General features: G+C 66.2%; 22 protein-coding genes. 2 read left to right on the top strand and 20 right to left on the bottom strand.

From position 1 onward, the window contains the following. The first annotated feature begins 142 nt into the window (after positions 1-142). Positions 143-775: a uracil-DNA glycosylase gene (locus tag LFT45_RS03095; RefSeq protein ID WP_236806536.1), complete on the top strand. Its 633-nt coding sequence runs from the start codon at positions 143-145 to the stop codon at positions 773-775. Positions 776-876: 101 nt separating this feature from the next. Here LFT45_RS03095 and LFT45_RS03090 read toward each other — a convergent pair whose 3' ends face one another. The 4 genes from LFT45_RS03090 to LFT45_RS03075 all read right to left on the bottom strand — a co-directional run bounded on the left by LFT45_RS03090 (position 877) and on the right by LFT45_RS03075 (position 4,260). Then, positions 877-1,299 carry a DUF3151 domain-containing protein gene (locus LFT45_RS03090; protein ID WP_236806534.1) on the bottom strand — a complete coding sequence of 141 codons (423 nt, stop codon included), beginning with the start codon at positions 1,297-1,299 and terminating at the stop codon, positions 877-879. A gap of 2 nt (positions 1,300-1,301) precedes the next feature. Then, entirely contained in the window at positions 1,302-2,321 is a 1,020-nt protein-coding gene (gene fbaA, locus LFT45_RS03085; RefSeq protein WP_236806532.1) for a class II fructose-bisphosphate aldolase, read from the bottom strand. A gap of 187 nt (positions 2,322-2,508) precedes the next feature. Further along, the gene (locus LFT45_RS03080; protein WP_236806530.1) at positions 2,509-3,441 is read right to left on the bottom strand and encodes a hypothetical protein; all 933 of its coding nucleotides are present in this window, start codon (positions 3,439-3,441) and stop codon (positions 2,509-2,511) included. 132 nt (positions 3,442-3,573) lie between these two features. Then, positions 3,574-4,260, bottom strand: a complete 687-nt coding sequence (locus LFT45_RS03075; RefSeq protein WP_236806528.1) for a TrmH family RNA methyltransferase — start codon at positions 4,258-4,260, stop codon at positions 3,574-3,576. 52 nt (positions 4,261-4,312) lie between these two features. Between LFT45_RS03075 and LFT45_RS03070 the strand changes: the two genes are divergently transcribed. Then, entirely contained in the window at positions 4,313-5,143 is an 831-nt protein-coding gene (locus LFT45_RS03070) for an HAD-IIA family hydrolase (protein ID WP_236806527.1), read from the top strand. Here the strand turns inward: LFT45_RS03070 and LFT45_RS03065 are convergent. The 16 genes from LFT45_RS03065 to LFT45_RS02990 form a co-directional block, all read right to left on the bottom strand. Then, positions 5,140-6,189: a thioesterase domain-containing protein gene (locus LFT45_RS03065; RefSeq protein WP_236806525.1), complete on the bottom strand. Its 1,050-nt coding sequence runs from the start codon at positions 6,187-6,189 to the stop codon at positions 5,140-5,142. The two genes, LFT45_RS03070 and LFT45_RS03065, sit on opposite strands and share 4 nt — an antisense overlap. Before the next feature lie 184 nt (positions 6,190-6,373). Continuing rightward, positions 6,374-6,955 carry an orotate phosphoribosyltransferase gene (gene pyrE, locus LFT45_RS03060; protein ID WP_236806523.1) on the bottom strand — a complete coding sequence of 194 codons (582 nt, stop codon included), beginning with the start codon at positions 6,953-6,955 and terminating at the stop codon, positions 6,374-6,376. A 10-nt stretch (positions 6,956-6,965) separates the two neighbouring features. After that, positions 6,966-8,228 carry an FAD-dependent oxidoreductase gene (locus LFT45_RS03055; protein WP_236806521.1) on the bottom strand — a complete coding sequence of 421 codons (1,263 nt, stop codon included), beginning with the start codon at positions 8,226-8,228 and terminating at the stop codon, positions 6,966-6,968. Positions 8,229-8,378: 150 nt separating this feature from the next. After that, on the bottom strand, positions 8,379-8,930 hold the full coding sequence (locus LFT45_RS03050; RefSeq protein WP_236806519.1) for a gluconokinase: 552 nt from the start codon (positions 8,928-8,930) through the stop codon (positions 8,379-8,381). Then, the gene (gene manD / locus LFT45_RS03045) at positions 8,927-10,156 is read right to left on the bottom strand and encodes a D-mannonate dehydratase ManD (protein ID WP_236806517.1); all 1,230 of its coding nucleotides are present in this window, start codon (positions 10,154-10,156) and stop codon (positions 8,927-8,929) included. Before manD ends, LFT45_RS03050 begins: the two co-directional genes overlap by 4 nt. Before the next feature lie 83 nt (positions 10,157-10,239). Then, a complete protein-coding gene (gene uidB / locus LFT45_RS03040) occupies positions 10,240-11,631 on the bottom strand; it encodes a glucuronide transporter (protein ID WP_236806512.1) in 1,392 nt (463 codons plus the stop codon). A gap of 54 nt (positions 11,632-11,685) precedes the next feature. Continuing rightward, positions 11,686-13,509 (bottom strand): beta-glucuronidase, encoded by a 1,824-nt coding sequence (uidA, locus tag LFT45_RS03035; protein WP_236806511.1) that lies wholly within the window; start codon positions 13,507-13,509, stop codon positions 11,686-11,688. A 245-nt stretch (positions 13,510-13,754) separates the two neighbouring features. Beyond that, positions 13,755-15,125, bottom strand: coding sequence for a mannitol dehydrogenase family protein (locus LFT45_RS03030; protein ID WP_236808917.1), 1,371 nt, complete (start codon positions 15,123-15,125; stop codon positions 13,755-13,757). Between the two features lie 74 nt (positions 15,126-15,199). Then, positions 15,200-16,636, bottom strand: coding sequence for a glucuronate isomerase (gene uxaC, locus LFT45_RS03025; protein ID WP_236806510.1), 1,437 nt, complete (start codon positions 16,634-16,636; stop codon positions 15,200-15,202). Positions 16,637-16,703: 67 nt separating this feature from the next. Further along, on the bottom strand, positions 16,704-17,765 hold the full coding sequence (locus LFT45_RS03020) for a LacI family DNA-binding transcriptional regulator (protein WP_236806509.1): 1,062 nt from the start codon (positions 17,763-17,765) through the stop codon (positions 16,704-16,706). A 102-nt stretch (positions 17,766-17,867) separates the two neighbouring features. Continuing rightward, on the bottom strand, positions 17,868-19,034 hold the full coding sequence (locus tag LFT45_RS03015; RefSeq protein ID WP_236806507.1) for a Gfo/Idh/MocA family protein: 1,167 nt from the start codon (positions 19,032-19,034) through the stop codon (positions 17,868-17,870). A gap of 18 nt (positions 19,035-19,052) precedes the next feature. Next, positions 19,053-19,913, bottom strand: a complete 861-nt coding sequence (locus LFT45_RS03010; RefSeq protein WP_236806505.1) for a sugar phosphate isomerase/epimerase family protein — start codon at positions 19,911-19,913, stop codon at positions 19,053-19,055. A 31-nt stretch (positions 19,914-19,944) separates the two neighbouring features. Next, positions 19,945-20,829 (bottom strand): ATP-binding cassette domain-containing protein, encoded by an 885-nt coding sequence (locus LFT45_RS03005; RefSeq protein WP_236806503.1) that lies wholly within the window; start codon positions 20,827-20,829, stop codon positions 19,945-19,947. Then, entirely contained in the window at positions 20,826-22,700 is a 1,875-nt protein-coding gene (locus LFT45_RS03000; RefSeq protein WP_236806494.1) for a dipeptide/oligopeptide/nickel ABC transporter permease/ATP-binding protein, read from the bottom strand. Before LFT45_RS03000 ends, LFT45_RS03005 begins: the two co-directional genes overlap by 4 nt. Then, entirely contained in the window at positions 22,697-23,638 is a 942-nt protein-coding gene (locus LFT45_RS02995) for an ABC transporter permease (RefSeq protein WP_236806492.1), read from the bottom strand. The genes LFT45_RS03000 and LFT45_RS02995 overlap by 4 nt, the downstream gene beginning before the upstream one ends. Before the next feature lie 6 nt (positions 23,639-23,644). Next, complete coding sequence (locus LFT45_RS02990; RefSeq protein WP_236806491.1) at positions 23,645-25,177, bottom strand: ABC transporter substrate-binding protein; 1,533 nt, start codon at positions 25,175-25,177, stop codon at positions 23,645-23,647. Between the last annotated feature and the right edge of the window lie 71 nt (positions 25,178-25,248).

Below are 25,248 nucleotides of genomic sequence, written 5' to 3'. Positions count from 1 at the left end.
GTTCGGACGCCTTGCTAAACTGGGAAGGACCGGTCAGGTACCGGTCCACACCTCATTTTTCACCACGCCGCACTCGGCATGCCTGCGGCGTGCCGGACTGCGGCGCGGCGGCGCGACCCACCTGCAGGAGACACAGCACCATATGACCGCTCTGGCTACCGAATCCTTCCATGAACAGCTTCTAAGGCGCCGCTACGAGCCCAACGTTGCCGCTGTCAATGAGCTCTGCGATACGTTGCAGAGCGCCAAGCCGGGCACCCAGGTGCCGTACGTCGACCCCGCGCACGACGTCGACGAATGCCGCATCATCAGCCTCTTCTCCAACATCGGCACGGCATCGCCCACCGGCTTCATCATGCCGGGCGACGACGATGCTGCCACCCGCATGCTGGGCCTCCAGTGGAAGCTGGGCCTGCGGCCGGAGTACATCATGCCGTGGAACGTCCACCCGTGGCACACGCCGGATGAGCCCAACGGCAAGTTCACCCCCGACCAGATTCAGGCCGGCCTCAAGCCGCTCCTGAAATTCCTGGCACTGGTCCCCCGCGCCTCGGTCATCGTGGCCCACGGCACCGAGGCCAACCGCCTCGCAGGCCTGCTGCTCAAGACCGAGGTTCCGCTGCTCTGGCGCCGGGGGCTCAAGACCTACAAGGTCCGTTCGCTCAGCGGCCGCTCCTTCGCCGGAAGCCCCGAGCGGCAGAAGCAGTACCTCGACGAGATGCACGTTGCCTACGCCGACGCCATGGCCCGCACCGGCCTGCAGAGGGCCAGCTAACAACCCCGCGATCTAGGTTTCGGCAAGCTCAACCAACGACGGCGGGCGGTCACCTTTTCCAAGGAAGGTGACCGCCCGCCGTCGTATTTAACTTGGTTGTACTACTTGCCCTCGATGGCAGCCTTGGCCGCGGGGTCAGAGTCGTTGAGGAACTTCTCGATGCGCTGAGGTTCCTCCGCCTCGTTGATGGCGGCGGAGGCGCGGCCCAGCGAGTAAAGCGCCCGCAGGAAGCCGCGGTTGGGCTCGTGCTCCCACGGGATGGGACCCACGCCCCGCCAGCCGTTGCGGCGGAGCGAGTCCAGGCCGCGGTGGTAGCCGACCCGTGCGTAGGCGTAGGAATCGATGGTGCGGCCTTCCGACCACGCCTCCTCGGCCAGCACGGCCCACAACAGCGACGACGTGGGGTGCTTTTCCACGAGGTCCAGCGCCTCGGCGCCGAGCGCGAGGTGCTGGTACACCTCGGTCTCAGCGGGCAGGAGCGTGGGCTCGGGACCCATAAGGTTCTTGCGGAACTCGTCGGACATGACTAGAAGGTCTTGCCCGCGGAGCCCAGCTGCTGGGTTGCCTCGACAACGCGTGCGGCGAGGCCGGCCTCAGCGGAAGCGCCCCAGACGCGGGGGTCGTAGGTCTTCTTGTTGCCCACTTCGCCGTCGACCTTCAGGACGCCGTCGTAGTTGCGGAACATGTGGTCAGCCACCGGACGGGTGTACGCGTACTGGGTGTCCGTGTCGATGTTCATCTTGATGGTGCCGTAGGACACGGCGTCCGCGATTTCCTGGTCAGAGGAGCCGGAACCGCCGTGGAAGACCAGGTCGAACGGGTTCTCCTTGCCGATCCGGGCACCGACCTGGGCCTGGATGTCCTTCAGGATCTCCGGGCGCAGCTTCACTCCGCCCGGCTTGTACACGCCGTGCACGTTGCCGAAGGTCAGGGCGGTGATGTAGCGGCCGTTCTCGCCGGCGCCGAGAGCCTCGATGGTGGCGAGGGCGTCGTCCACCGTGGTGTAGAGCTTCTCGTTGATCTCGTGCTCGACGCCGTCTTCCTCGCCGCCGACGGTGCCGATTTCAACCTCGAGGATCATCTTTGCGGCCGCGGTACGCTCGAGCAGTTCGCGGGCAATGCGCAGGTTCTCGTCCAGGGTCTCGGCGGAGCCGTCCCACATGTGCGAGTTGAACAGCGGGTTCCGGCCGGCCTTGACCTCGGCCTCGGAAGCGGCCAGCAGCGGCAGGACGAAACCGTCCAGCTTGTCCTTGGGGCAGTGATCCGTGTGCAGCGCGATGTTCACGTTGTAGTTCTTGGCCACCTCGCGGGCGAACGCGGCGAAGCCCAGCGAACCGGCAACCATGTCCTTGGTGGAGGCGCCGGACCAGTATGCAGCACCACCGGTGGAGACCTGGACGATGCCGTCAGACTCGGCCTCGGCGAAACCGCGCAGGGCCGCGTTCAGGGTCTGGGAAGACGTGACGTTGACGGCCGGGAACGCGAAGCCGCCCTTCTTGGCGCGGTCGATCATGTCGGCATAGATATCTGGGGTTGCAATGGGCATGCTGACTCCTAAATCGAATTTCGTCTGCGGGTTTTGTTGACCCTGGAGTGAACCTCGTCGGCTAGGAACCATCCTAGCCATTTCTTTGCACGCGCCGTGGTTTGGGTCACCCGGCCGGGTAACACTTGCGGCTGTTTGTGAGATGGCACTTAACGGCAGTCTTCGGCGCCAACACTGCCGCGAAGTGTCATCTCGCGCGCCAGCCCCGGCTCTGCAGCGCCGCCCGGACCTTGCCGACGACGGCGGGACGGTCACCGGCGAGGTCGAACTTCGACACCCGGACCTCAAGCCAGCCATGCTCTGCCGCAATGTCCGCCCGCCGGATATCCCGCAGGTACTGGTCGGCCGCATTGTGGTGCGAGCCCTCGTACTGGACCGCTACTCGCTGCGCCGGGTAAGCGGCGTCCGGCCAAAGCACCGGCCTTCCAGAAACCCCAGTCACCACATAGTTCAGAACGGGTTCGGGCAAGCCGCTCCTGATCAGGTGCAGGCGCATCCTTGTTTCAGGCTGGGAATCCGAACCCACACGGACCAGTTCCACCGCGGATCTGGCGGTACGTATGCCGCGCATCCCGGGGTGCCGGGCGATGGCAGCCCGAAGGTCCTCGACAGTGCACATTGGCTCCCGTGGCCGAGGAAAGTCCGGTCCGTGCGAGCACACAAGCGAGTCGCCGGCAATGACGAGCTCATCGGCGGCCAGGACCGAGGCCAGGTCCAGCCACGTCCGGGCAGGGGAGGTGAGCCGGACGCCGTCGTACTCAATGACCTCACCGGGGAGTAGCGTGAGCAGGTGACCCACCACGTTCACCCTGCGCGGCATGCTGAATCCGCGCCGGCGGGCTACGTGGATACGCCAGTCCTGCTCCAGCCAGACGGGCAAGCAGACCTGCAGCATCCTGGCGGCCGAGGCTACGGCAAGCACGGAGGCGTCATCAAGCTCGGTGTAGGCGCGCAGCGCATCCGCCCCGGACGCCTCCGAGCCTAGGTGCATCCGGATTCCCCGCGAAACCGTGACCAAGTCGTTCGCCTCGGTGCGGGTCCTACTAACTCCGGCCTTATCTGCGGCGCGGAGGGAGAAGGAGCCCTTCCTCAGGTGCTCGGGGAGCGGTGCCTTGCGCATGCTCAATTGTTGCTGCTCAGTCAGCGGCCACCGGGGTTATCCACAGGGACAGCTGCCGTACCCGCTTCGAAATGGCACTTCACGGCAGTGTCGGGCGCAAACATTGCCGTGAAGTGTCACCTCGACAGAAAACTAGACGTGCTGGCCGAACACGTGCCGGCGCACCCAGGCGTGCATGGCGATCGCCGCGGCCGAGCCTGCGTTGATGGACCGGGTGGACCCGAACTGCTCGATCGACAGCGTGGCCTCTGCAGCCTCATGCACTTCGGGCGTCAGCCCCGGCCCCTCCTGCCCGAAGACCAGCACGCACTTCTGCGGCAGCTCGTAGGTCTCCAGCGGGACGGAATCGGGGAAGATGTCGATCCCGATGATGGCCAGGCCCTCCCCCTGCGCCCAGGCCACGAAGTCCTCCACGGTGGGGTGGTGGCGGACGTGCTGGTAGCGGTCGGTGACCATCGCCCCGCGCCTGTTCCACCGCCGTCGTCCGATGATGTGGACCTCCTTGGCGAGGAATGCGTTGGCGGTGCGCACCACGGTTCCGATGTTGAGGTCGTGCTGCCAGTTTTCGATGGCTATGTGGAAGTCGTGCCGTTTGGCATCCAGGTCCGCGACGATCGCCTCGTGCTTCCAGTACCGGTACTTGTCCACGACGTTGCGCCGGTCGCCATCCGTCAGGAGGTCCGGATCCCAGTGGTCGCCTTCCGGCCATTCACCTTCCCAGGGCCCGACGCCGACCTCCGGCTTTGGCTCCGGCGTCCCGTTCGGTCCTGGCTGGGATGGTTCTGGTTGGGGTTCGGGTGTCCCGGGCGTTTGCGTCACCCCTCAACACTAGACTGGGCTCCGAATGCAAACATCTCGGTGAAGGAATGACATGGCAGAAGCGGACAAGGTAAAGACATCGGCGGCCGTGTACCGCAGCGGCCAGGACATTGAATGCTGGCTCACCGACATGGACGGCGTCCTGGTGCATGAGAACCAGGCCGTTCCCGGGGCCGCGGAGCTGGTCCAGCGCTGGGTGGACACCTCAAAGCGCTTCCTCGTCCTGACCAACAACTCCATCTTCACGCCGCGCGACCTCGCCGCCCGCCTGCGGGCCTCCGGCCTGGAAATCCCTGAGGAGAACATCTGGACGTCGGCCCTGGCCACGGCCCAGTTCCTGAAGGACCAGGTGCAGGGCTCGGATTCCGGGAACCGCGCGTACACCATCGGCGAGGCAGGACTGACGACGGCGCTCCACGAGGCCGGCTTCATCCTCACCGACCAGAACCCCGACTTTGTGGTCCTCGGCGAAACCCGCACGTACTCCTTCGAGGCGATCACCATGGCGATCCGGCTGATCCTCGCCGGGGCGCGTTTCATCGCCACCAACCCGGACGCCACCGGCCCCTCCAAGGACGGTCCGATGCCCGCCACGGGCGCCATCGCCGCCCTGATCACCAAGGCGACCGGACGGGAGCCGTACATTGTGGGCAAACCGAACCCCATGATGTTCCGCTCGGCCATGAACCAGATCGATGCACATTCGGAGACCACCGCGATGATCGGCGACCGCATGGACACCGACATCATCGCGGGCATGGAGGCCGGGCTGCACACCGTCCTGGTGCTCAGCGGCATCACGCAGCGCGACGAAATCGCCTCCTACCCGTTCCGGCCCAACCAGGTGCTGAACTCCGTGGCGGACCTCAAGAACCAGATCTAGAACGGTGTCATCTTTCCGCCGCCTCCGGGCAGCGGGAAGATTTCGTTCTCCAGGTCCTCGAGGATGGGCCGGTACACGAACGGGTTCCAGCCCGGGCTGGCGTGTGCCGGCAGTGCGCCCGTGGTCTGCCGGTCGGCCGTGACCATGTTGGCGGCGAACGTGTGGGCCCAGGAATCACGGGCCGTCCGGTAGTTGACGGTCTGGTCCCGGGGATTTCCGATGTAAGCCATGCGGGTATCGCCGATCTGGCCCGCAAAGCGCGTGGCATCGAAGTGGTAGATGTAGGCGGATTCCGTCTGCACCAGGACGCTGGAGGGTGCGATCGGGGACAGCTGCTCCAGCGTCTGGTCGAGGATCTGCCGCCATGAGCGCTCGTCCTTGTGGGCCACCCGCTCCCCCAGCTCGTAGCCGCCGCGCAGCACGGAGGGGATCCGGAACCCGCTTTCGTAGAGGAACACCACGCCGTCGAACCAGCTCTGGTCCAGGACGTCGAACTTGCTGTAGGGGCTGCAGTCGAGCACGATCAGCTCAACCTTGACGCCATGCAGCTCCAGCAGCCGGGCTGCCACCTGCGTAGCCACCATCCCGCCAAAGCTGTGACCGTAGAAGTACAGGGTAGTGAGGTTGTGTGCCCGGACGTGCTCAATCACCGCGATGACCAGCTGGTCGATGTCCAGTCCGAGGTTCGAATACCCGGCCGCCGCGAGCTGGCCGCGCAGCCGGAGGCTCCCGCGCAGCGAATTGAGGATCCACTGGGCCTCTTCCCAGCTTGTCTTGTAGCCGGGGAACAGGATCCAGCTGGCATTCGGAAAGTAACTCTGCGCGAAGTCGTCCTCGACCACGAGTATTTTATGGACCTGCCGCTCCTCCTGCACGCGCTTCGTGAACAGCATGTCGGCTGCGAGGACAGTGGAGGCGCCGGCTCCAGTGAGGAAGGTCCGGCGGGAGAAGCGTTTGAGGTTGGCGGCGCGCCGGAGAAGCCGGGCAGCGTCTGCGCCCGGCGGCTTCTGCTGGCCGGTCTGGCCCGCGGCCCCTTCGTATGGCACTGAACTACCCTAGGCACAGCCGGGCGGGGCAGCACAAGCGGGGGGGCCGTGGAGCCCAAAAGCTTGGGGCCAAAAGCCGAGCGGACGACGGCGGGAGGTCCCGCCGTCGTCCGCTTCAAACGGCCCGCTCCAGTCGGTCCGCTCCGGGCGTCCCCTCTGGCTGCCAAAGCAGCCTGGGCGAGGATCAGCTCAGGCCGAGTTCGTCCTTGCTGAAGGCGTACAGGTACGGCACACCGGCTTCGGCTTCGATCTTTTCCTTGGCGCCGGTGTCGCGGTCGACGATGACGGCGACGGCGACGACGTTGCCGCCGGCGTTCCGGACGCCCTCGACGGCGGTCAGGGCCGAGCCGCCGGTGGTGGACGTGTCCTCGAGCACCAGGACCTTGCGGCCGTCGACGGAGGGACCTTCCACCTGGCGGCCCATACCGTAGGACTTCTGCGCCTTGCGGACCACGAAGGCGTCGACCGCCCGGCCGGCGTCGGTGGCGGCGTGCATGACGGCGGTGCCCACCGGGTCTGCCCCCATCGTGAGGCCGCCGGCGCACTCAAAGCCGATGCCGGCGTCGTCGATGAGGGACAGCATGACCTGGCCAACGAGCTTGGAGGCCTCGTGGTGCAGGGTGATGCGGCGCAGGTCGATGTAGTAGTCGGCCTCGGCACCGCTGGACAGGATGACCTTGCCGCGGACAACCGCGAGCTCCTTGATCAGTTCCAGAAGTCGGGCACGGGCAGCGGTGTTGGAAAGCGAGTCCGGGGTGGAAGTCATGGGCTCCAGTTTAGTCGGTGCCGGATGCCTTGCCGGGCCCCGCGTCCACCCGCCGGGCAAAGGCGGGCGCGTGCTCGGGCAGGGGTCCGATCGCGATCATCCGGGGCAGCAGCCGCATCAGGACGGGCACGTGCTGGGCGAGGTACATCATCACCGGCGGCGCTCCCGACCTCTTGCCGGTAAAGAGCGGAACGAAGACGCCGCGGTGCATGAAGCGCTGGACAGACTGGATGATCATGGTGGGCAGCTGCCGCCGCCGCTGCACCGCGGCCAGATCCTTCACGGTGACTTTGCCCCGCAGCAACGCGGGGGCGAGCCGGGTTGCCGCGGCCACGGCGTCCTGGATGGCTAGGTTGATCCCCACCCCGCCGGCCGGGGACATCGCATGCGCGGCGTCACCGATGCACAGCAGCCCGTCGACGTACCAGCGCCGCAGGCGGTCCAGCCGGACATCAAGCCAGTGAAGGTCGTCCAGGGAACTGATGGCATCGACCCTGTCGGCGAGGTCAGGGCGCAAGGCGGCGATGCGTTCCCGGAACCGTTCCACTCCCTCGCTCTTGATGCGGTCGCCGGAGCCTTTCTGGGCGAAGTAGCCCATCTGGTAATAGGTGTCCCGGAACAGGGCGATAACGCCGGCGCGGTCACCGAAGGCCGGAACGATCCCGGCCACCTCCCCCTGTTCGGACTCGGCCCTCGGCAGCTTGAACCACCAGGTGTCGAACGGCACCGGGTATTCCTTCGACGTCAGGCCGGCCGCCTGCCGCAGCACCGAATGCCGGCCGTCCGTGGCCGCCACAAGGTCCGCGCGGAGTGCGCCTTCGGCGCCGTCCTTGGTGAGGTAGCGGACACCAGTGACCCGTCCGCCGTCGGACATCAGGGACGTTGCCGTGTGCTCCATCAGGAGCGTGAACGTCGGCTCCTGCTCGGCAGCCCTGGCGAGGAAGTTCAGGAAGTCCCACTGCGGCATCATGGCAATGTAGTTGTACGGTGGCCGGAGCGCGGCGAAATTGCCCAGCGTGACCAGGCCGCCGCCAGGCACGGGGAAGGCGACATTGCGCAGCCGGCTTTGCGGCAGTTCGCGGAACTCGGCGCCGAGGCCGAGTTCGTCGATGAGCCGGATGGTGGAGGCATGGACGGTGTCGCCGCGGAAGTCCCGGAGGAAATCGCCGTGCTTTTCGAGGACGGTGACCTCGACGCCGGCCCGTGCCAGCAAGAGGGCCAGCATCATGCCGGCCGGCCCGCCGCCCACCACCGCGCACCCTGTACTCTCCATGAGCCATACGGTACGCCTCCCGGTGCACGGGAGCACAGAGCGCGAACGGATCCTTGTGGCCCCGCCGGACGCGAACTGGCAGCTAATGACCTCAAACCGCGGATTTGGGGTCATCAGCTGCCAGTTCGCGCAGTGGACGCAGGAGCGTCGCTAGCTCGCCGCGCGGCAGCCCAGGTGCTCGAGGCCGGCCATCGCGTGTTCGACGACGGCGTCCACCGGCGCGGCGATGTCCACCACCACGCCTGCCTCATCAACCTGCAAGGGTTCGAGGGTGGCCAGCTGCGAGGCGAGGAGGGCGGGCGGCATGAAGTGGCCGGTCCGTCCCTCAGTCCGGGCGGTCAGGACCTCTTTGCTGCCGTGCAGGTGCAGGAACACCGTATCCGGCGCCTGTTCCCGGATCGCATCCCGGTAACTGCGCCGCAGCGCCGAGCAGGCGAGGACCAGTCCGTCCGGACCGGCGGCCGCCAGTTTGCGGCCCACGATCGCCAGCCATGGCCAGCGGTCCTCGTCGGTCAGCGGCGTGCCTGCGGCCATCTTGGTGACGTTCTCCACCGGGTGCAGCGAGTCGCCGTCGAGGAACGGGGCCCCCAGTTCGCGGGCCAGGAGGTCGCCGATAGTGGTCTTGCCGCAGCCGGACACGCCCATGACGATCACGTGAAGGCCGGCGGCCGGGACATGTCCGCTGGAACCGGGCCCGCTCACCAGTCGTGGACCGTTCCGTCGACGAGGCGGTTGTAGGGCAGGTAGGCCTGCTGGTACGGGTAGGCGGCCGCGGCTTCGGCGTTGAATTCGACGCCGATGCCGGGCTTGTCGCCCGGGTGCAGGTAGCCGTCGGTGAAGGTCATGGACTGCTCGAAGACCTCATTGGTCGCCGCGGAGTGCTGCATGTATTCCTGGATGCCGTAGTTGTGGATCGCCAGGCCCACGTGCAGCTGCGCGGCGAACCCGACCGGGGAAATGTCCGTGGGGCCGTGGAAACCGGACTTGATCTGGTACTGCGCGGCGAAGTCCATGACCTTCTTCAACGGCGAGATCCCGCCGAAGTGGGTGGACGCTGCCCGGACGTAGTCGATCAGCTGTTCCTTGATGATGCTCTGGTAGTCGTACACGGTGTTGAAGATCTCACCGATCGCCAGCGGCGTGGTGGTGTGGGAGCGGACCAGGCGCAGCGCCTCCTGGTTCTCCGCCGGAGTGCAGTCCTCCAGCCAGAACAGGTCATACGGCTCCAGCGCCTTGCCCAGCTTCGCGGCCTGGATCGGCGTCATCCGGTGGTGCCCGTCGTGCAGCAGCGGCAGTTCCGGGCCGAACTCGTTCCGGACCGCCTCGAACACCGTGGGCAGGTGGCGCAGGTAGGCCCGGGTGTCCCAGTCCTCCTCCACCGGGAACGCACCCCGGCCGGCCGGTTCATAGTCGTAGCGTTCGCCGGAGGCCTGCGCCTGCGCCGCCACCCCGTACACGGCCTTGATCCCGGGCACCGCGGTCTGGATTCGCACCGACCTGTACCCCAGTTCCAGGTGCTCCCGGACCGAATCGAACAGGGACGGGATATCCGAACCCGAGGCGTGGCCGTAGGCGCGCAGCCCGTTCCGGGACGCCCCGCCCAGCAGCTGGTACACCGGCATGCCCGCCAGCTTGCCCTTGATATCCCACAACGCCATGTCCACCGCAGCGATCGCCGCCATCGTCACCGGCCCGCGCCGCCAGTACGAAGACCGGTATAGGAACTGCCACGTGTCCTCAATCCGGTGCGGATCCTTCCCGATCAGCAGCTGCGCCACGTGCTCCTTCAGGTACGCCGCCACCGCAAGCTCACGCCCGTTCAGCGTGGCGTCACCGATACCGGTCACGCCGTCCTCCGTGGTGATCCGCAACGTTACAAAGTTACGGGATGGGCTGGTCACGAAGACTTCCGCGGCAATGATTTTCACAACAGGTCCTTTCGGATGGACTGGGTCAGGGGTCGGCTGGTGGATGCTCGGTTGGTAGGTACTGCCCAGATGGCGGACGGTGCTCAGTTGGTGGTCGTGGTGACGGGCCCGACGGCGGCACCGGCCGTTTTGGGGGCATCGCCGCTTTCACGGCGGGCCGTGATGTCCGCCAGGATCTGGGCGTGCATGGTGTCCGTGAGCTTGTACTTGGCCATGACCAGCACGGCCAGCAAGGTCATGACGGCCGGCAGCGCCCCGGCGGCCACCTGGATTCCGAACACGGCCTCGGCCGTCTGGGCGGCGCCGGACTTGTAGCCGCCGAGGGCCAGCGCATAGGCGGCCAGCGCTCCGCCCACCGCCTGGCCGGTCTTGCGGGTGAAGGAGAAGAGCGCGTAGGTGATGCCTTCCGTGCGTACGCCGGTCTTCCATTCGCCGTATTCAACGGTGTCGGCCTCAAGGGCCCAGACCACGATGCTCACGGCGAGGACGCCCGTCACGCTGATCACCAGGCCGGAGAAGCCGATCCACACCTGGGTGGCCGGGGTGAAGAAGACGATCGCGCCGCCCGCAGCAGAAATCAGTGACGAGACGATGTAGACGCGCTTCTTGCCGACGGTCCGCACCAGCCTGGGCATGAAGGCCGACAGCACGAAGGTGAGAACCAGCTGGGTGATGGAGAGGACCGGGTACAGGTCCAGCCTGCCCAGGACGTCGCGCAGGTAGTACAGCTGCACCGACGTCAGGGCGAGATAGCCGGTGAGGAAGAAGAAGGAGCTCAAGCACAGCATCAGGAGCGGCTTGTTGCCTTTGAGCGTGTCCATGCTCTGCTTGAAGGTGACGTTGGGAACGGCGCGGTGCACCCGTTCCTTGGCGGTCAGGGCGGTGAAGAAGTAGAGGCCGGCGCCGATCACCACAAACACCAGTGTGAGGGCGGTGAACGTTGCCTGCAGATTGGTGGCGCCGGGCTTGATCAGCGGTGCCACGAAGATCCCCAGGGAAGAACCAACCAGCAGTGCGCCGATCATGCGGGCCGAGCCGAGCTTGGCCCGGTCCCCCGGGTCCTGTGTCATGGCGCCGGCCAGCGACCCGTACGGGATGTTGACCAGGCTGTAGGCCAGGCCGAGGGCGGCGTAGGTGACGTAGGCGTAAAGCAGGCTGCCCGACTCACCGAGCTGCGGCACCGAGAAAGTGGCCACGCTGAGCAGCAGGAGCGGGATGGAGCCGAACATGATGAAGGGCCGGAACTTGCCGAACCGCTTGCTGTACGTACGGTCCACGATCCGGCCGGCAAAAACGTCGGCGAAGGCGTCGAAGATGCGCACCGCCAGGAGCAGGGTGCCAGCCGCTGCCGCCGAGATACCGGCGACGTCCGTGTAGTACACCAGCAGGAACATGGTGGCGGTGGTGAAAGCGAGGTTGTTCGCGGCATCGCCGGCGCCGTAGCCGATGATGCTGAGCTTGTTCAGCTTCTTCATGAGTGGGCTCCTTTACCCGAGCCGGCCTAAGGGCGGCGCAAAATGTGAAAAGCGTTAGGGGTTGGTGAGGGTCTTGCCGGTGACGTTCTTGCTGCCGGCGAGCGCCGTCCAACGCTGGCGCAGGGCGAAGGCAGCAGGCTTGGGCCGGCGGTCCCGGGTGAACACACCCTTCTTGTTGCCGTCCACGCGCATGATGCCGTTGTAGGTCTGGAAGTCCGCGAAGTTCCACACCTGCTCCCCCACCATGGCATCCACCCGGTCAAAGACGCGGTGGTACATGGCGAGGAACGCGGCCTGGTACTCCTCGCTCCATGGCTGTTCGTAGATGGAGTGGAAGCCGGGCATGGTGTCCGGGCCGTACTCGGTCATGATCATGGGCTTGCCGTACTTGGCTTCCCATTCCCGGAGTTCCTTCTCGAGGACCTGCTCGGCGGTTTCGAGGTCGCCGTTGTGGACGTACCAGCCGTAGTAGCGGTTGAGCATGAGGACGTCGAAGAGGTCGGCCAGCACTTCCTTCTCGGGGGTATCGAACATGACGTTGACGTAGCCCACCGGACGGGTGGGGTCCAGCTCGCGGGTCAGGTCGGCCAGCGGCTGGAAGTACTCGCGGGCGCCTTCCTCGGAGCCATTGGGTTCGTTGGCGATGGACCAGATCACCACGGACGGGTGGTTCTTGTCCCGGGCGACGAGCTCGGTGATGGCCTGGCGGTGGTTGGCCGCGGTATTGGCGTCCACACCGCCGTCGACGTACGTGGGTTTGGCGATGCCGCCGAATACGGCGCCGAAGCCGAGGTGCAGTCCCACGGCGGCGGTTTCGTCGATCACCACGATGCCGTGCCGGTCGGCGAACTCCATGACCTCTTCGGCGTAGGGGTAGTGCGAGGTGCGGAACGAGTTGGCGCCCACCCAGTCCAGGAGCTGGAAGTCGTTGACCATCTGGGCGTTGCTGTGGCCCTTGCCCACCGTCACGTGGTCCTCGTGCATGCCGAAGCCGGTGAAGTAGAACGGCTCGCCGTTGATCAGGAATTCCTTGCCGCTGACCTCAACGGTGCGGACCCCGACGGGCAGGGTGTACGTGTCAGCCAGCCGGCCGCCGTCGTAAATTTCCGCCGCCAGGCTGTAGAGGTAGGCGGCGCCGGGCTGCCAAAGTACGACGCCGTCAATCGCCAGGGTGCCCGCGGCACCTTCCGCGGTGGCCACCGTGGCGCCGGCGGCGTCCCTGAGAGTGACCCTCACGTCTTCGTTGCCGGCACCTCCCGCCGTGGCGATGCGGTAATCCACCGAGCCGGTGGTGCCTTCGAAGCCGGTCACCACGGTGATGTCCTCAACGGAGACGGCAGGTGTGCTGAACAGCCAGACGCTGCGGTGCAGGCCGGCATAGTTGTAGAAGTCGTGGAGGTAGCTCTGCTGCCGGCGGCCGTCCTCGGTGACGGTGATGGTGCCCGGCGGGATGGTGGCCTGGGTCAGTTCGTTGTTCACGGCGACGGTGAGCCGGAACGCCTGCCCGGCCGCGACGTGCTCGGTGATGTCCGCGCTGAACGGCATGTAGCCTCCGGTGTGCTCGGCCACCAGGACGTCGTCGACCCAGACCATGCCCTCATGGGTGGCGGAGTCCAGGCGGATGTGGATCCGCTCCCCTGCCCAGCCGCGCGGCACGCGCACTTCACGCTGGTACCAGACGTAGCCCACGTGGTCGCGGATGGCCTTGTCCGGGAAGACGTCGTTGTAGCTGGCGGGAACTCCCATTTCGAGGTCCGTGGCCAGCGGAGACCTGAACCACTCCTGCCGGTGCCCGGCCCGGTCAAAGTCCACCTTAAAGCGGTAGAGGCCGTCGAGGTTGATCAGCTCTCGGGTTTCGTTTGCCTGGGGCTTAAGCATCTGGTGGGTCCTATCGCGTCTTTGCGGACTGAGCCGGGTGTGGGGTTCTTGTTGTAATGCTAGTCACCTGGCAATCAAATGGCAAGCGGTTGCCAAAAATTCCTTGAAACTTTTACAAAACGGGGACTGGAGCGGAAGTCGGCCTGCGCGGGAACGGCACTCCCCACAAAGAGCACGGCCTCCACACAACACTGCCCGGCTCCCTATGGTCCAGGAGCCGGGCAGTGCCGCATATGCGCGGGGCGCTACGGGGACGCAGCGGGCTCCCCGAAGCTTCCCCGTAGGTCTTCTATCAGGCCTACAACGTCGGCGTCGCCGGCCAGGGCCGGGTCCACCAGGGCCAACAGCGCGCGGACACGCTCGAGGCCGCTCCCCTCCGGGCCACCCAGCCGGTTCACCGCGGCGATTTGGTCCGCCAGGGGGTCCTGGACCGTCCCCGCCCGCGCGGTGAAGTCCATCCAGGCAGCAATCATGAGCGCGGCGGCAGCCCCGGACCTGCCTGCGGCACGCTCGGCCCGCAGCACCGGCACGGCCCGCATCCGCAGCTTGGTGCTGCCGTCCATCGCTATCTGCGCCAGGTGGTGGGCGATGCGCGCATTGCCGAAGCGCACCAGGAGGGCCTCGCGGTAGGCCGGAATCTGCAGGTCCTCAGCACTCCCGCCAGGTCCATGCAGGCTGCTTGCCGACTCATCCCAGAACGCTTCCACGGCCTTCCTGCACAACGGGTCGGCCAACGCTTCCGCCACGGTGGTGTGGCCACGCAGCTGGCCGGCGTACGCCAGCAGCGAGTGGGCCCCGTTCAGGAGCCACAACTTGCGGTTCTCGTACGGCTCGATGTCGCCGACAAACACCGCACCGGCGTCTTCCCACCGGGGCCGGCCCGCAGGAAAGTCACCGCTGAGCACCCAGTTGGCGAAAGGCTCGGCCACCACCGGAGACGTGTCGCGGTAGCCGCAGGACGCTTCGACGGCTTCGAGGTCCGCATGGGTGGTGCGCGGCGTGATCCGGTCCACCGAGGTGCTGACGAAGCTGACGTTGCCCTCAATCCACACAGCGAGCTGAGGGTCCCATGCGCCGGCGACGCCCACCACGGCGTTCCGCGCCACGGTGCCGTTACTGGAGAGGTTGTCGCAGCAGACGACGGCGAGCGGACCCGCATCGGCAGCCCGGCGCGCGGCGAGGGCAAAGACCAGCCGGCCCAGCGGCGTCGCCGCGTTTCCGCTTCCGGAAGACAGCAGCGCAAGGTCGGCCACGACGTCGGGAGCGCTGCGGTCGAGCTGACCGTCGGCGCCGAGCCGGTAGGCGGCTTCGGTGACAGTAAGGGTGACGACGCCGGTCTGCGGGGCCGCGACCAGCTCCGCCAGCCGCTCCACATCGGCCCCGTCCACGGCCTCCACGATGCTGCCGACCACGTCGAAGGAGTCGCCGCCGTCGGACCGTTCCACCAGCGTGAACAGCCCGTCCTGTTCTGCCAGGGCCAGGGCAGCATCGGGGCGCCGGCCGGTGAAGGCAGCAATGCCCCAGTCGGCGGCGTCGCTGGCCCGGTGGGTATACCAGGCCTGGTGCGAGCGGTGGAAGGCGCCGAGCCCCAGATGGACGATGCGGATGGGGGCCATGGTGCCCGGCTGCAGGGTGCGGTCGAGCCTCGGCCGGTCCACGGCAGCCGCCTTTTCGGGCCGCAGTCCGACGCTCACAGCTTGAAGACCCTTCGCGGCGATCCGTCCACGATGTCCACGATGAGTTCGTGGGCCCGCTCCTCACTGACGCGGTGCTCGGCCACCAGCCGGGCGAGGAAGGAGGCCTCAATGCGGCGGGAGGCATCGTGGCGGGCGGGGATGGAGCAGAAGGCGCGCGTATCGTCGATGAAGCCCGAGGAACGGGAGAAGCCGGCGGTCTCGGTAACGGCAGAGCGGAAGCGGAGCATGGCGTCCGGGGCGTCAAGGAACCACCACGGGGCGCCAAGGTAGACGGACGGGTAGAAGCCGGCCAGCGGCGCGAGTTCGCGCGAGAAAACCGTCTCGTCAAGGGTGAAGAGCACCAGGTGGAAATCCTTGGCCGTGCCGAAGTCCTGCAGCAGCGGGCGGATGGCCTCGGTGTAGTTGACCGCGAACGGAATGTCGTGGCCGGTGTCGGGTCCGTACTTTTCGAACGTCGGCTCGTGGTGGTTCCGGTACGAACCCGGATGGATGGTCATCACCAGGCCGTCCGCCACTGACATCCGCGCCATCTGGTACATCATGTGCGCTTCGAACGCGTCACGGTCCTGCGCCGTGGCCGCACCGGAGCGGGCGCGGTCAAACAACCGCGCGGCGTCGCGGTCGTCAAGCTTCAGCGTGGCAGGGGTGCGCACGCCGTGGTCGGCAGACACCGCACCGTGCTCCACGAAATAACGACGTCGGTTTTCCAAGGCGGTGATGTACCCGGCATAGCCGGTGCCGCCATCGCCCGCTGCCGCGATGAGGCGGTCAACGTTCGCGGACCACGCGGGATGCGCGATGTTCAGGTAGGCGTCGGGGCGGAAGGTGGGCAGGACTCGGCCGTGGAATGTGGGGTCTGCGGCGATGGCCTTGTGGCTGGCGAGGCTGTCCAGCGGATCATCCGTGGTTGCGAGCACTTCGATGTTGAAGTCCTTGAAGAGCTGGCGCGGTCGGAAGCCTGGTTCCATGAGCTTGGCGGAGATCGCGTCGTAGCTGGCGTCGGCGGTCTCGGCACTGATCTCCCGGTCCAGGCCGAATACGCCGCTGAACTGGGTGCGGAGCCAGTAGCCGGAGGCGGTCCCCTCGAACAGCGGCCAGGCCCGGCAGAATTCGCGCCAGATGGCCCGGGAGTCCGGGGCGGTCGAGTCCGCATTCGGGGAACCTGCAGCCGAGGAGTCCGGTTGGCGCAGGCGGTCAAACGGCACGCCGCTGGCGTGGATGAGGCGGGTGACGTAGTGGTCGGGGCTGACCAGCAGCGCCGCCGGGTCGGGGAAGGGCGTGTTCTGCTCGATGACTGCGGCGTCAACGTGCCCGTGCGGGGAAATGATGGGGAGGTCCTGGACGCGCTGCAGGAGGTCGCGCGCAATGCTGCGCGTTCCCGGGTCCGCGGGCAGGAGCCTGTCTGGGTTGGCGGCAATCGAGTGTGACATAGCTCAATGGTCGGCCTTCATCCAGTTCTTGTCAACCGGTTGCCAAAGATTGCCAATTCGGTTGCGGTTAGCGTGCTGGAAGAAGCCTTCCGCTCGAGCCGCGCAGCACGAGCTCCGTCTCCACGCGCAGAGTTGCGGCAGGTTCGCCGTCGCCGTGCAGCAGGTCCAGCAGGAGTGTGGTGGCTCCCGATCCGCACTCCCCCAGGGGGGAGCGCACGGTTGTGAGCGGCGGGGTGGTGAAGTCGGCACCGAAGATGTCATCGAAGCCCACGATGCTGATCTGGTCCGGCACCACCAGGCCGGCGGCCTGGAGTTCCTGCATGAGGCCGATGGCCAGGAGGTCGTTGTAGGTCAGCACGGCGGTGGCACCGCTGTCCCGCACGTCGCGCGCCACCTGCCTGCCGCCGTCGACCGTTGGTTTACCGGATTCCAGGCGCACGGCCTCGAGTCGGGACCATTCGCAGGCCGCCTGGACGCCTTCCCAGCGGCGGGCGGACATCCAGGACTGCTGCGGGCCGGCCACGAACGCGACCTTTTTGTGGCCGTTGGCGGCCAGGCTGCGGACGGCCTCGCTGATGCCCTTGTTGACGTCGGGGACCACGCAGGGCACGCCATGGACATCGCGGTTGATCACCACCACAGGCTTGTCGCGGGCGAGCGCGCGGATGTCGTCATCGTCCATGCGGGGGCTGGCGAGGATGAGCCCGTCCGCGGTGGTCATCATCCGCCGGGCCGCGGTGAGCTCGGTGACGGCCGACTCGGCGGACTCCGCCAGCACGAGGGTGTAGTCGCGGAGGGTGGCGGTGGTTTCGGCGCCGCGAATGATGTCGAAGAACGTCGGGTTGGTGATGTCCGCGACGATGAGCCCGAAGGTGTTGGTGCGGCCCGTCGGCAGGGCGCGGGCGAAGGGGTTGACCTGGTAGTTCAGTTCGGCCGCGGCATCCTCGATGAGCTTCTGCGTCCTGGCGCTGACCCGGCCGGGTTTGCTGAGCGCCCGCGAGACCGTGGACGGATTGACGCCGGCCAGTTTGGCGATGTCGTAGATGGTGGCGTTGGACTTGCCGTCCCTGGCGTGCTTCCTGGCCGGAGCCTTGGTGGCGGGGGCATCCGGCGTCTTGGGTTCGGTCACTGCCCCATCCTAACGAGGAACCGGCCCATCCAGGTGGCAGCACAGGGCATTCCCAGCGCCGGGAACGCCCTGTGCTGCCACTGAGTTGGGCGGGGTCGGAGATTACGAGCGCTCGGGGAACTTGCCTTCGCCCGCGATGCGCTTGTTCAGCTCCGCCAGGAACTCGTCCTCGTCAAAGTCCAGGCCCACCTCCGTGCCGGTCCAGCTGGAGAGGTGGATGGCGTTGGCCAGGCGGACCCCGTTGATGCCGTCCGAGCCCGGCGCCAGCAGCGGCGTGCCGTCCAGGATGTTGGCCGCGAAGTTCTGCAGCACGCCGGAATGCTGCGCACCCCAGGCGGACTCGAACTCGAGGACCTCGGTAGTGTAATACTCCTCGGGATTCAGCTGGCCCATGAAGAGTTTGCGGACATCGTCCATGTCCATGCCGTCGCTGAGTTCACGTTCCGGCCTGACCAGGCGGGTCACCGTGGCGGTCTTGGAGCCTTCGACGACGATCTTGCCCTGGTCACCCAGGATTTCGAAGCGGTCAGTTCCGGTGAGGTCGTGCGTGGCCGTGACAAAGACGCCGGTGGCCCCGTCGCCGTAGTCCACCACCGCGGTGACCTCGTCCTCAACGGCGATATCGCGGCGGAAGCCGTAGGCCACCTTTGCGTACACCGACTTGGGCACGCCGCAGATCCATTGCCACAGGTCCAGCTGGTGCGGGGCCTGGTTCACCAGGACGCCGCCGCCTTCCCCGCCCCACGTGGCGCGCCATTCGCTGGAGTTGTAATAACCCTGCGGCCGCCACCAGTTGGTGATGATCCAGTTGGTGCGGCGGATAGCGCCGATCTCGCCGTTATCGACGATCTCCTTGAGCTTCTGGTACAGCGGGTTGTTGCGCTGGTTGAACATGATGGCGAAGGACAGCTCGGGCTTGCCGGCGGCAAACTCGTTGAGCTCCCTGACCTGCTTGGTGTACACGCCCGCGGGCTTTTCCACGAGCGCGTGGATGTTGCGTTTGAGCGTTTCGATGCCCATTTCCGGGTGCAGGAAATGCGGGACGCAGGTGACCACGGCGTCCACGTCGCCGCTTTCCAGCATGGCGATGTAGTCGTCATGGAAGGGCACGTCAGCGTACTGGGAAGCCGCTAGTTCCTTCTTGGCTGGGTCGGTGTCGCAGATGGCGCCGATCACCATGTTCGGGACCAGTCCCTCCGTGATGAACTTGGCGTACGCGCCGCCCTGCTGGCCCAGGCCGATGATGCCAAGGCGTACTTTCTTACTCATGTGCTGATACTCCGTTGTTTAGAAAAGGTCGGCGTGGCCCATGGCCACGAGGTTGTCGTAGGAGGTCTGCAGCGCGTCCCAGACGGTGCGGCCGTACAGCTGGTCCTGCTCCACCAGAAGGTACTTTGCGCCGGCAGCCCGCGCGGCGGGGACGATGGCGGGGAAGTCCAGGTTTCCCTCGCCCACTTCGGCGAACTGCACCACGTCCTTGAACTCGGCCATGAAGCCTGCGATGTCACCGGATTCCAGCAGCCCGAAGGCGGACTCCGGCAGCTGCCCGATCCGGTAGTCCTTCAGGTGCACCATGGCGGTGCGTCCGGCGTACTTTTCCAGGGTCCGGACCGGGTCCAGGCCGCCACGCTGCACCCAGTGGACGTCAATTTCCATGCCCATCGCCGGCGAATTCTCCGCAATGATGTCCAGCATGTACTGGCCGTCGAACTTCGCAAACTCGATGTGGTGGTTGTGGTAGTAAAGGCTGATGCCGTGCTCCTGCAGGCGTTCGGCGTAGTCGTTGGCTTCCCGTGCGAAGTCGACGACGGCGTCGAGGGACTTCATCGCGGGGAACGGCAGCATGCCGATCCGCAGCAGGTTGGAGTCCAGCGTCTTGGCGTCGTCCACGATCTTGCCGAAGTCTTCACGGAGCGAATCGCCCGGCCGGCCCTGGGGTTTCTCCAGCATGACGGACAGCGCCGCGATATCCATCCCGAGTTCGCTGCGGGAGCGGTCCAGTTCCGCCACGTTGTCCGCCGTCATCGGGATCTGGGAAATTTCGACGGCGTTGTAGCCGATCGCGCTGACCTTGCGGAGCGTTTCGAACGCCCCGAGTTCGCTGAAGCTGTCCTTCAGCATCATCGCTTGTACGCCAATGGTGGCCATGGTGGTCCTTTCGTTGGTGGCGGTCGGTCCCCTAGGCAGGGACGCCGGCCTGTTCGTTCTGCTGCCGCTGGATCTCCAGCAGGCGGTGCCGGTCCGCCCGGCGCTGTTCCTGCCGGTCCGGGTCGGGCACCGGGGATGCCAGTAGGAGCCGCTGGGTGTAGGGGTGCTCGGGATCGCGGGTGACCACCTCGGCAGGCCCCTGTTCGACGATCTCGCCGTGGTACATCACGGCAACGCGGTGGCTGATGTGCCGCACCACGTCGAGGTCATGGGAGACGAACAGGTAGGACACGCCGGTGTCCTTCTGGATCTGCAGGAACAGGTCCAGGACGCGTGCCTGGGTGGAGAGGTCCAGGGCACTGACGGGTTCGTCGCAGACGATCAGCTTGGGTGAGAGCGCCAGGGCCCGGGCGATCGCGACGCGCTGGCGCTGGCCGCCGCTGAACTCCCGCGGCAGGCGGTGGATGGCGTCCGAGGGCAGGCCAACCTGGTCCAGCAGTTCCCTGACGCGCGTCCTGGCCGCCTTCTGCTCCATGCCCTGCACGCCGAGGGGCTCGGCGAGGATGTCGCCGATTTCCAGGGCCGGGTTCAGGGAGGTGTACGGGTCCTGGAACACCACCTGCAGGTCACGGCTCAGGATCCGGCGCTGCTTGCGCGTGGCCTGGCTGATGTCCTTGCCCTCGAAGACGATCCTGCCGCCGGTCACGGGCGCGAGGCCAAGGACGGCCCGGCCCAGGGTGGTCTTGCCGGAGCCTGATTCGCCCACCAGGCCAAGGGTCTCGCCCTGGCCGATGGAGATGTTGATGTCCGTCAGCGCCCGGAACGGCCGGGCCCGCAATTTCTTGCTGGGGTACTCGACCACCAGGTTGTCCACCGTCAGCAGCGGTGCGCTTTCCTTGAGTTCCACAGTATTCATGCCACCGGTTCCTTCTGGCTGGATACAAGCATGGACATGGGGGTTTTGCCCTCGAGCATGGACGCCAGCAGGGTCTGCGTGTACCGCTCCTTCGGATTCCGGAGGATGTCGCGGACGGATCCCTCCTCCACCAGCCGGCCATTCTGCATGACGGCCACCCGGTCGCAGAGGTCCGCCACCACGCCGAAGTTGTGGGTCACCAGGATGACGCCGATGTTCAGCCGCTGCTGCAGCTCGCGCAGGAGGTCCAGCACGTCGGCCTGCACCGTGACGTCCAGGGCCGTGGTGGGTTCGTCGGCGATCACCAGGTCAGGTTCGCAGCTGATGGCGCCGGCGATCAGGACACGCTGGGCCATGCCGCCGGACACCTCGTGCGGGTAGGCGCCGAAGGTCCGCTCCGGATTCACGATGCCGACGTCGGCCAGCTGCTTCAGCGCGCGCTTGCGGGCTTCCTCCTTCGAGATTCCAAGGACCCGCACCATGGGGGTGACCAGCTGGTAGCCGATGGTGAACGCCGGGTCCAGGTTGCTCATCGGCTCCTGCGGAATGTAGGAGATCCGCTTGCCCCGCAGCTTGGACAGCCGGTCCTGGCTGACCCGGTCCTCGCCCGGCGCCACCGTGAACTTGCCGTCGAACTGGATGGATCCGGCCACAATACGGGCGTTGTCCGGGAGCAGGCCCAGGATGGAGAACGCGGTCTGGGACTTCCCGGATCCCGACTCCCCCACGATGCCGAGGATTTCGCCGCGGTCCACGTGGAAGGAGACGTCGTCCACCACCTTCTTGACAGTACCGTCGGCCTGCGGATAGCCGACGCCGAGGTTGGTCACCTTCACGAGGTGGTGCTCGGTTCCAAGCTCGACGGCGGCCACGGACTTACGCGACTGGCCCGCCTTGGCGGGTGCCGCCGTCGTGCCTGCCGCAGAAGCACCCGGAGCCGGTGTCCGCTTCCTGCGGTGCTTGATCTTCTCACCGTCCTCGAGCGCGTCCCGGATGGCGTTGCCCAGCAGGACGAGTCCGCCGATGGTCAATGCCATGGCAAACGCCGGCCAGAAGAGCAGTGTCGGGGTCAGGTAGACGTTCTTGAAGCCTTCGGACAGCATGACGCCCCAGGTTGCCTTGGTCGGGTCGCCGAGACCGAGGAACTCGAGTCCGGACTGGATGGCGATGGCTACGCCGGCGATGGCCGCCGTCTGGATGATGATGGGGGCGCGGACCACGGAGAAGATGTGGCGGGCAATGATGCTCAGGTCCGAGAGTCCGGATACACGGGCGGCGTCGACGTAGAGCTCGTTCCGCACTGACTGGACCGCGGCGCGGGTTAGCCGGAAGTAGGACGGGCTGATGAGGATGCCGAACGCGATCATGGAGATCCACACCGAAGGACCGAACGCGGCACGGATGGTGAGCAGCACAATCAAGCCCGGGAGGCTCATGAGGATGCTGACAACCCAGTTGGAGACGGCCTCGAACCTGCCTGAGTAGTAGCCGGCGATCAGGCCGGCCGGGAGGCCGATGGCAATGGCAACACCGGCACACAGCAGCGCCGAAAGGAGGGTCAGCTGGGCTCCGAAGAGCAGCCTGCTCCAGTTGTCACGGCCGGCGCTGTCCGTGCCCAGGATGTTCACCCCGTCGGGCGCCGCCAAGGTCTTGGTGATGTTGGCAAAGTTCTCGTCGAAAGGTGCCAGGACGGGGGCGAGGATGGCCAGCGACGCTATACCCGCCAGGATCACCAGGGATGCGATGCCGAGGGGGTTCCTGAGGAGCCGGCGCATCACGGTGGAACGGACCACCGTTCCGCTCTGCCCGGTTTGATGCGGCCCCGCCGGGGCGGGCGCGGCAACAGCCGCTGTTTCTACGGAATCACTCATGACACACGCACTTTCGGGTTGAGCCAACCATTGAGGATGTCCACCAGGAGGTTCACGACGATGACCACCACCACGGTGTACATCACCACCCCCATGACCACGGGCAGGTCCGTCTGGCCCGTGGCGGTGACCGCGAGCGGACCCATGCCCGGGAGGGCGAAGATCTGCTCGATGATCACCACACCGCCCAGCATGCCGATGAGCTGCAGGCTGAGCACGGTCAGGCCGGCCGGAGCGGCGCTCCGCAGCACGTGCTTGAACAGGATCTCGCGCTCTCCGACGCCGCGGCTGCGCAGCGTGCGGACGTAGTCGCGTTCCAGCTGCTTGATGACGGCGCTGCGGATCTGCTGCGCACCGCCGGTCACGCCGTTGATCAGAAGGGCGATGACCGGAAGGGTCATCGAGTAGACCCACGCCTCGGGACCCACCTCCGGAGAGATGGTGCTGGTGGCGGGAAAGAAGCCCAGCTGGATGGCCAGGAGGGTCACGAGGAAGACGCCGATCACGTACCCCGGGATGGAGTCGCCAACGATCGCGCCCACCTGGACCAGCCTGTCCACCCAGCCGCGCTTGACGGCTGCGGCAACGCCGATCAGCGCTGCGCAGATGGCGATCAGGATCATTGCGGCAAAAACCATGGTCATGGTCACCGGGATCCGGGTGGCCAACGAGTTGGCCACCGGTTCCGACGTGAACCAGGAGACTCCAAGGTTCCCGCCCAGGGCATCGCCCAGCCAGGCGAAGTAGCGCGTCAGGAGGGGCTGGTCCAGCCCCAGTTCCTGTTCTTTCAGGGCAACCTGTTCAGGGGTGGCCTGGTCGCCCAGGATGTTCCGCGCAATGCTGCCGCTGGATGTGTACAGCAGAGTGAAGGTGAGCGCCGAGACTACGAACAGCACCACCAGACCGCTGCCCAGTCTTTTCGCAATGAACCTGATCATGGGGTCCTACTTGGCCGGCGAGTAGTTGTAGATGGACGGAACGGCCTGCTGGACCTGCGGCGTGACGTTCACCTTGGCGTTGTGGTAGTACATCTGGTTCACCCGGAACAGCGGCGCGAACCATGCCTGTTCCACCACATATTTGTTGACTTCCTGTGCCAGCTTGCCTGCATCCTCGCCCCCGGTCCGGACAGCCTGGATCTTTTTCTCGAGCTCCGGCGTCGTGTTCTTGAACGGGTTGTACAGGGCCTTGGTGGAGACGATCTGGTCAATCGCCACAGTGGGCTCGCCCTGGAAGAGGTTGAAGAACAGTGCGTTGTACTTCCGGGCGGCAACGTCCGAGGTGAAGGTATTGGTGATCGCTGCACCGGGCTTCAGGGTGATGCCGACGTCTGCGAGTTGCTGCTGCAGAACCGAAATCAGGGTTTCAGCCCCCGGAAGGGTGGGGACGTCCAGAGTCACGTTGTTCTCGAAGCCGGATTCCTTCAGCAGCAGCTTGGCCTTGGCGGGGTCGTAGCTATAGTAGTTTTCCAGCTCCTCCATCCATGCGCCGCTGTCCTTGCCAAACGGCTGCGAGGTCGGGGTTCCCTGGCCGAGCATCACCTGTTCAAGGATGGTCTTGCGGTCGAACGCGTAGTTGATGGCCTGGCGAACCTTGACGTTGGCCAGCGCCGGGTTCTTGGCACCGTCCCGGTCCAGGAGGAGCAAACCGGACCAGTCGACCTGGTTGGTTTCGAGCTTCATCTTGGTGCCTTCGGCCTGCTTGCCGTTTTTCGGGTCCAGGAGCGTGGCGTCGATCTGGCCGGAAACCAGGGCGTTGGTGCGGGCTGTGGGATCGGTCAGGATTTTGAGGGTGAGCTTCTGGAACTTCTGCAGGTCCTTGTTCCAGTAGTCCTTGCGCGCAGTGAAGACCGTCTGGGAGTCCTTCACGGAGGCAGCCTTGTCCATCACGTACGGGCCAGAGCCGACCGGCAGGGTCTTGATGGCCTCGGTGCCCAGGGCCTCGGGGCTTCCCATCAGGCCGGCGGCCTGGCTCAGGAAGTATTCCAGGGCCGGCTCCGCGGCGCTGAGGTTGATGTCGATGGTGTCCGCGTCCACCACGCTCACGTCCTTCACGGAGGCGAGCTGGGCCATCTGGGGGCCGTTGGCCTTCTTGAAGTGGTCCAGGTTGGCCTTCGCGGCCTCGGCGTCGAACTTGGCGCCGTCGCTGAAGGTGACGTCGGTCCGGAGGTCCACGGTGAGCTTGGTGTTGGTGCTGTTGTACTTCCAGTCGGTAGCCAGCATGGGGCTCAATTTCCCGTCCGGTTCGCGCAGGATCAGGGTGTCATACGCGGCCTGGTACGGCTGCAGCCCATGGCCGACGTGGGCCTGTGCGGGATCCCAGGAGGTGATGTCCCGGAGGGTGCCCAGCGTCAGCGCTGTTCCGGCGCTTCCACCGCCGGCGTTTGAGCCCGAGCCGGCGCCGCCGCCACATGCGGTGAGTGCTAGCGAGGCGCTCAGTATGATGGCGGTTGCTGCCGCCTTGGGACCTAACTTCATTGTTGGCTCCTTGAAAGGAATTAGAAGGGAGTCTGTAGAAACGTGGGCTTTTTGATGAGGCCGGTGTGGCG

The sequence above is a fragment of the Arthrobacter sp. FW305-BF8 genome (assembly GCF_021789315.1).
Taxonomy (GTDB): Bacteria; Actinomycetota; Actinomycetes; order Actinomycetales; family Micrococcaceae; genus Arthrobacter.
The sequence above is the reverse complement of the archived record's forward strand: the minus strand, read 5'-3'. Positions and strand labels throughout refer to the sequence as shown.

What these genes read in the sequence shown, in the direction of transcription:
- LFT45_RS03010 (WP_236806505.1), bottom strand. Translation starts at nt 19,913, where the DNA reads ATGGCCACCATTGGCGTACAAGCGATGATGCTGAAGGACAGCTTCAGC.
- LFT45_RS03070 (WP_236806527.1), top strand. Translation starts at nt 4,313, where the DNA reads ATGGCAGAAGCGGACAAGGTAAAGACATCGGCGGCCGTGTACCGCAGC.
- LFT45_RS03080 (WP_236806530.1), bottom strand. Translation starts at nt 3,441, where the DNA reads ATGCGCAAGGCACCGCTCCCCGAGCACCTGAGGAAGGGCTCCTTCTCC.
- LFT45_RS03015 (WP_236806507.1), bottom strand. Translation starts at nt 19,034, where the DNA reads ATGAGTAAGAAAGTACGCCTTGGCATCATCGGCCTGGGCCAGCAGGGC.
- fbaA (WP_236806532.1), bottom strand. Translation starts at nt 2,321, where the DNA reads ATGCCCATTGCAACCCCAGATATCTATGCCGACATGATCGACCGCGCC.
- pyrE (WP_236806523.1), bottom strand. Translation starts at nt 6,955, where the DNA reads ATGACTTCCACCCCGGACTCGCTTTCCAACACCGCTGCCCGTGCCCGA.
- uxaC (WP_236806510.1), bottom strand. Translation starts at nt 16,636, where the DNA reads ATGTCACACTCGATTGCCGCCAACCCAGACAGGCTCCTGCCCGCGGAC.
- LFT45_RS03090 (WP_236806534.1), bottom strand. Translation starts at nt 1,299, where the DNA reads ATGTCCGACGAGTTCCGCAAGAACCTTATGGGTCCCGAGCCCACGCTC.
- LFT45_RS03055 (WP_236806521.1), bottom strand. Translation starts at nt 8,228, where the DNA reads ATGGAGAGTACAGGGTGCGCGGTGGTGGGCGGCGGGCCGGCCGGCATG.
- LFT45_RS03030 (WP_236808917.1), bottom strand. Translation starts at nt 15,125, where the DNA reads ATGGCCCCCATCCGCATCGTCCATCTGGGGCTCGGCGCCTTCCACCGC.
- uidA (WP_236806511.1), bottom strand. Translation starts at nt 13,509, where the DNA reads ATGCTTAAGCCCCAGGCAAACGAAACCCGAGAGCTGATCAACCTCGAC.
- LFT45_RS03005 (WP_236806503.1), bottom strand. Translation starts at nt 20,829, where the DNA reads ATGAATACTGTGGAACTCAAGGAAAGCGCACCGCTGCTGACGGTGGAC.
- LFT45_RS02990 (WP_236806491.1), bottom strand. Translation starts at nt 25,177, where the DNA reads ATGAAGTTAGGTCCCAAGGCGGCAGCAACCGCCATCATACTGAGCGCC.
- uidB (WP_236806512.1), bottom strand. Translation starts at nt 11,631, where the DNA reads ATGAAGAAGCTGAACAAGCTCAGCATCATCGGCTACGGCGCCGGCGAT.
- LFT45_RS03095 (WP_236806536.1), top strand. Translation starts at nt 143, where the DNA reads ATGACCGCTCTGGCTACCGAATCCTTCCATGAACAGCTTCTAAGGCGC.
- LFT45_RS02995 (WP_236806492.1), bottom strand. Translation starts at nt 23,638, where the DNA reads ATGATCAGGTTCATTGCGAAAAGACTGGGCAGCGGTCTGGTGGTGCTG.
- LFT45_RS03000 (WP_236806494.1), bottom strand. Translation starts at nt 22,700, where the DNA reads ATGAGTGATTCCGTAGAAACAGCGGCTGTTGCCGCGCCCGCCCCGGCG.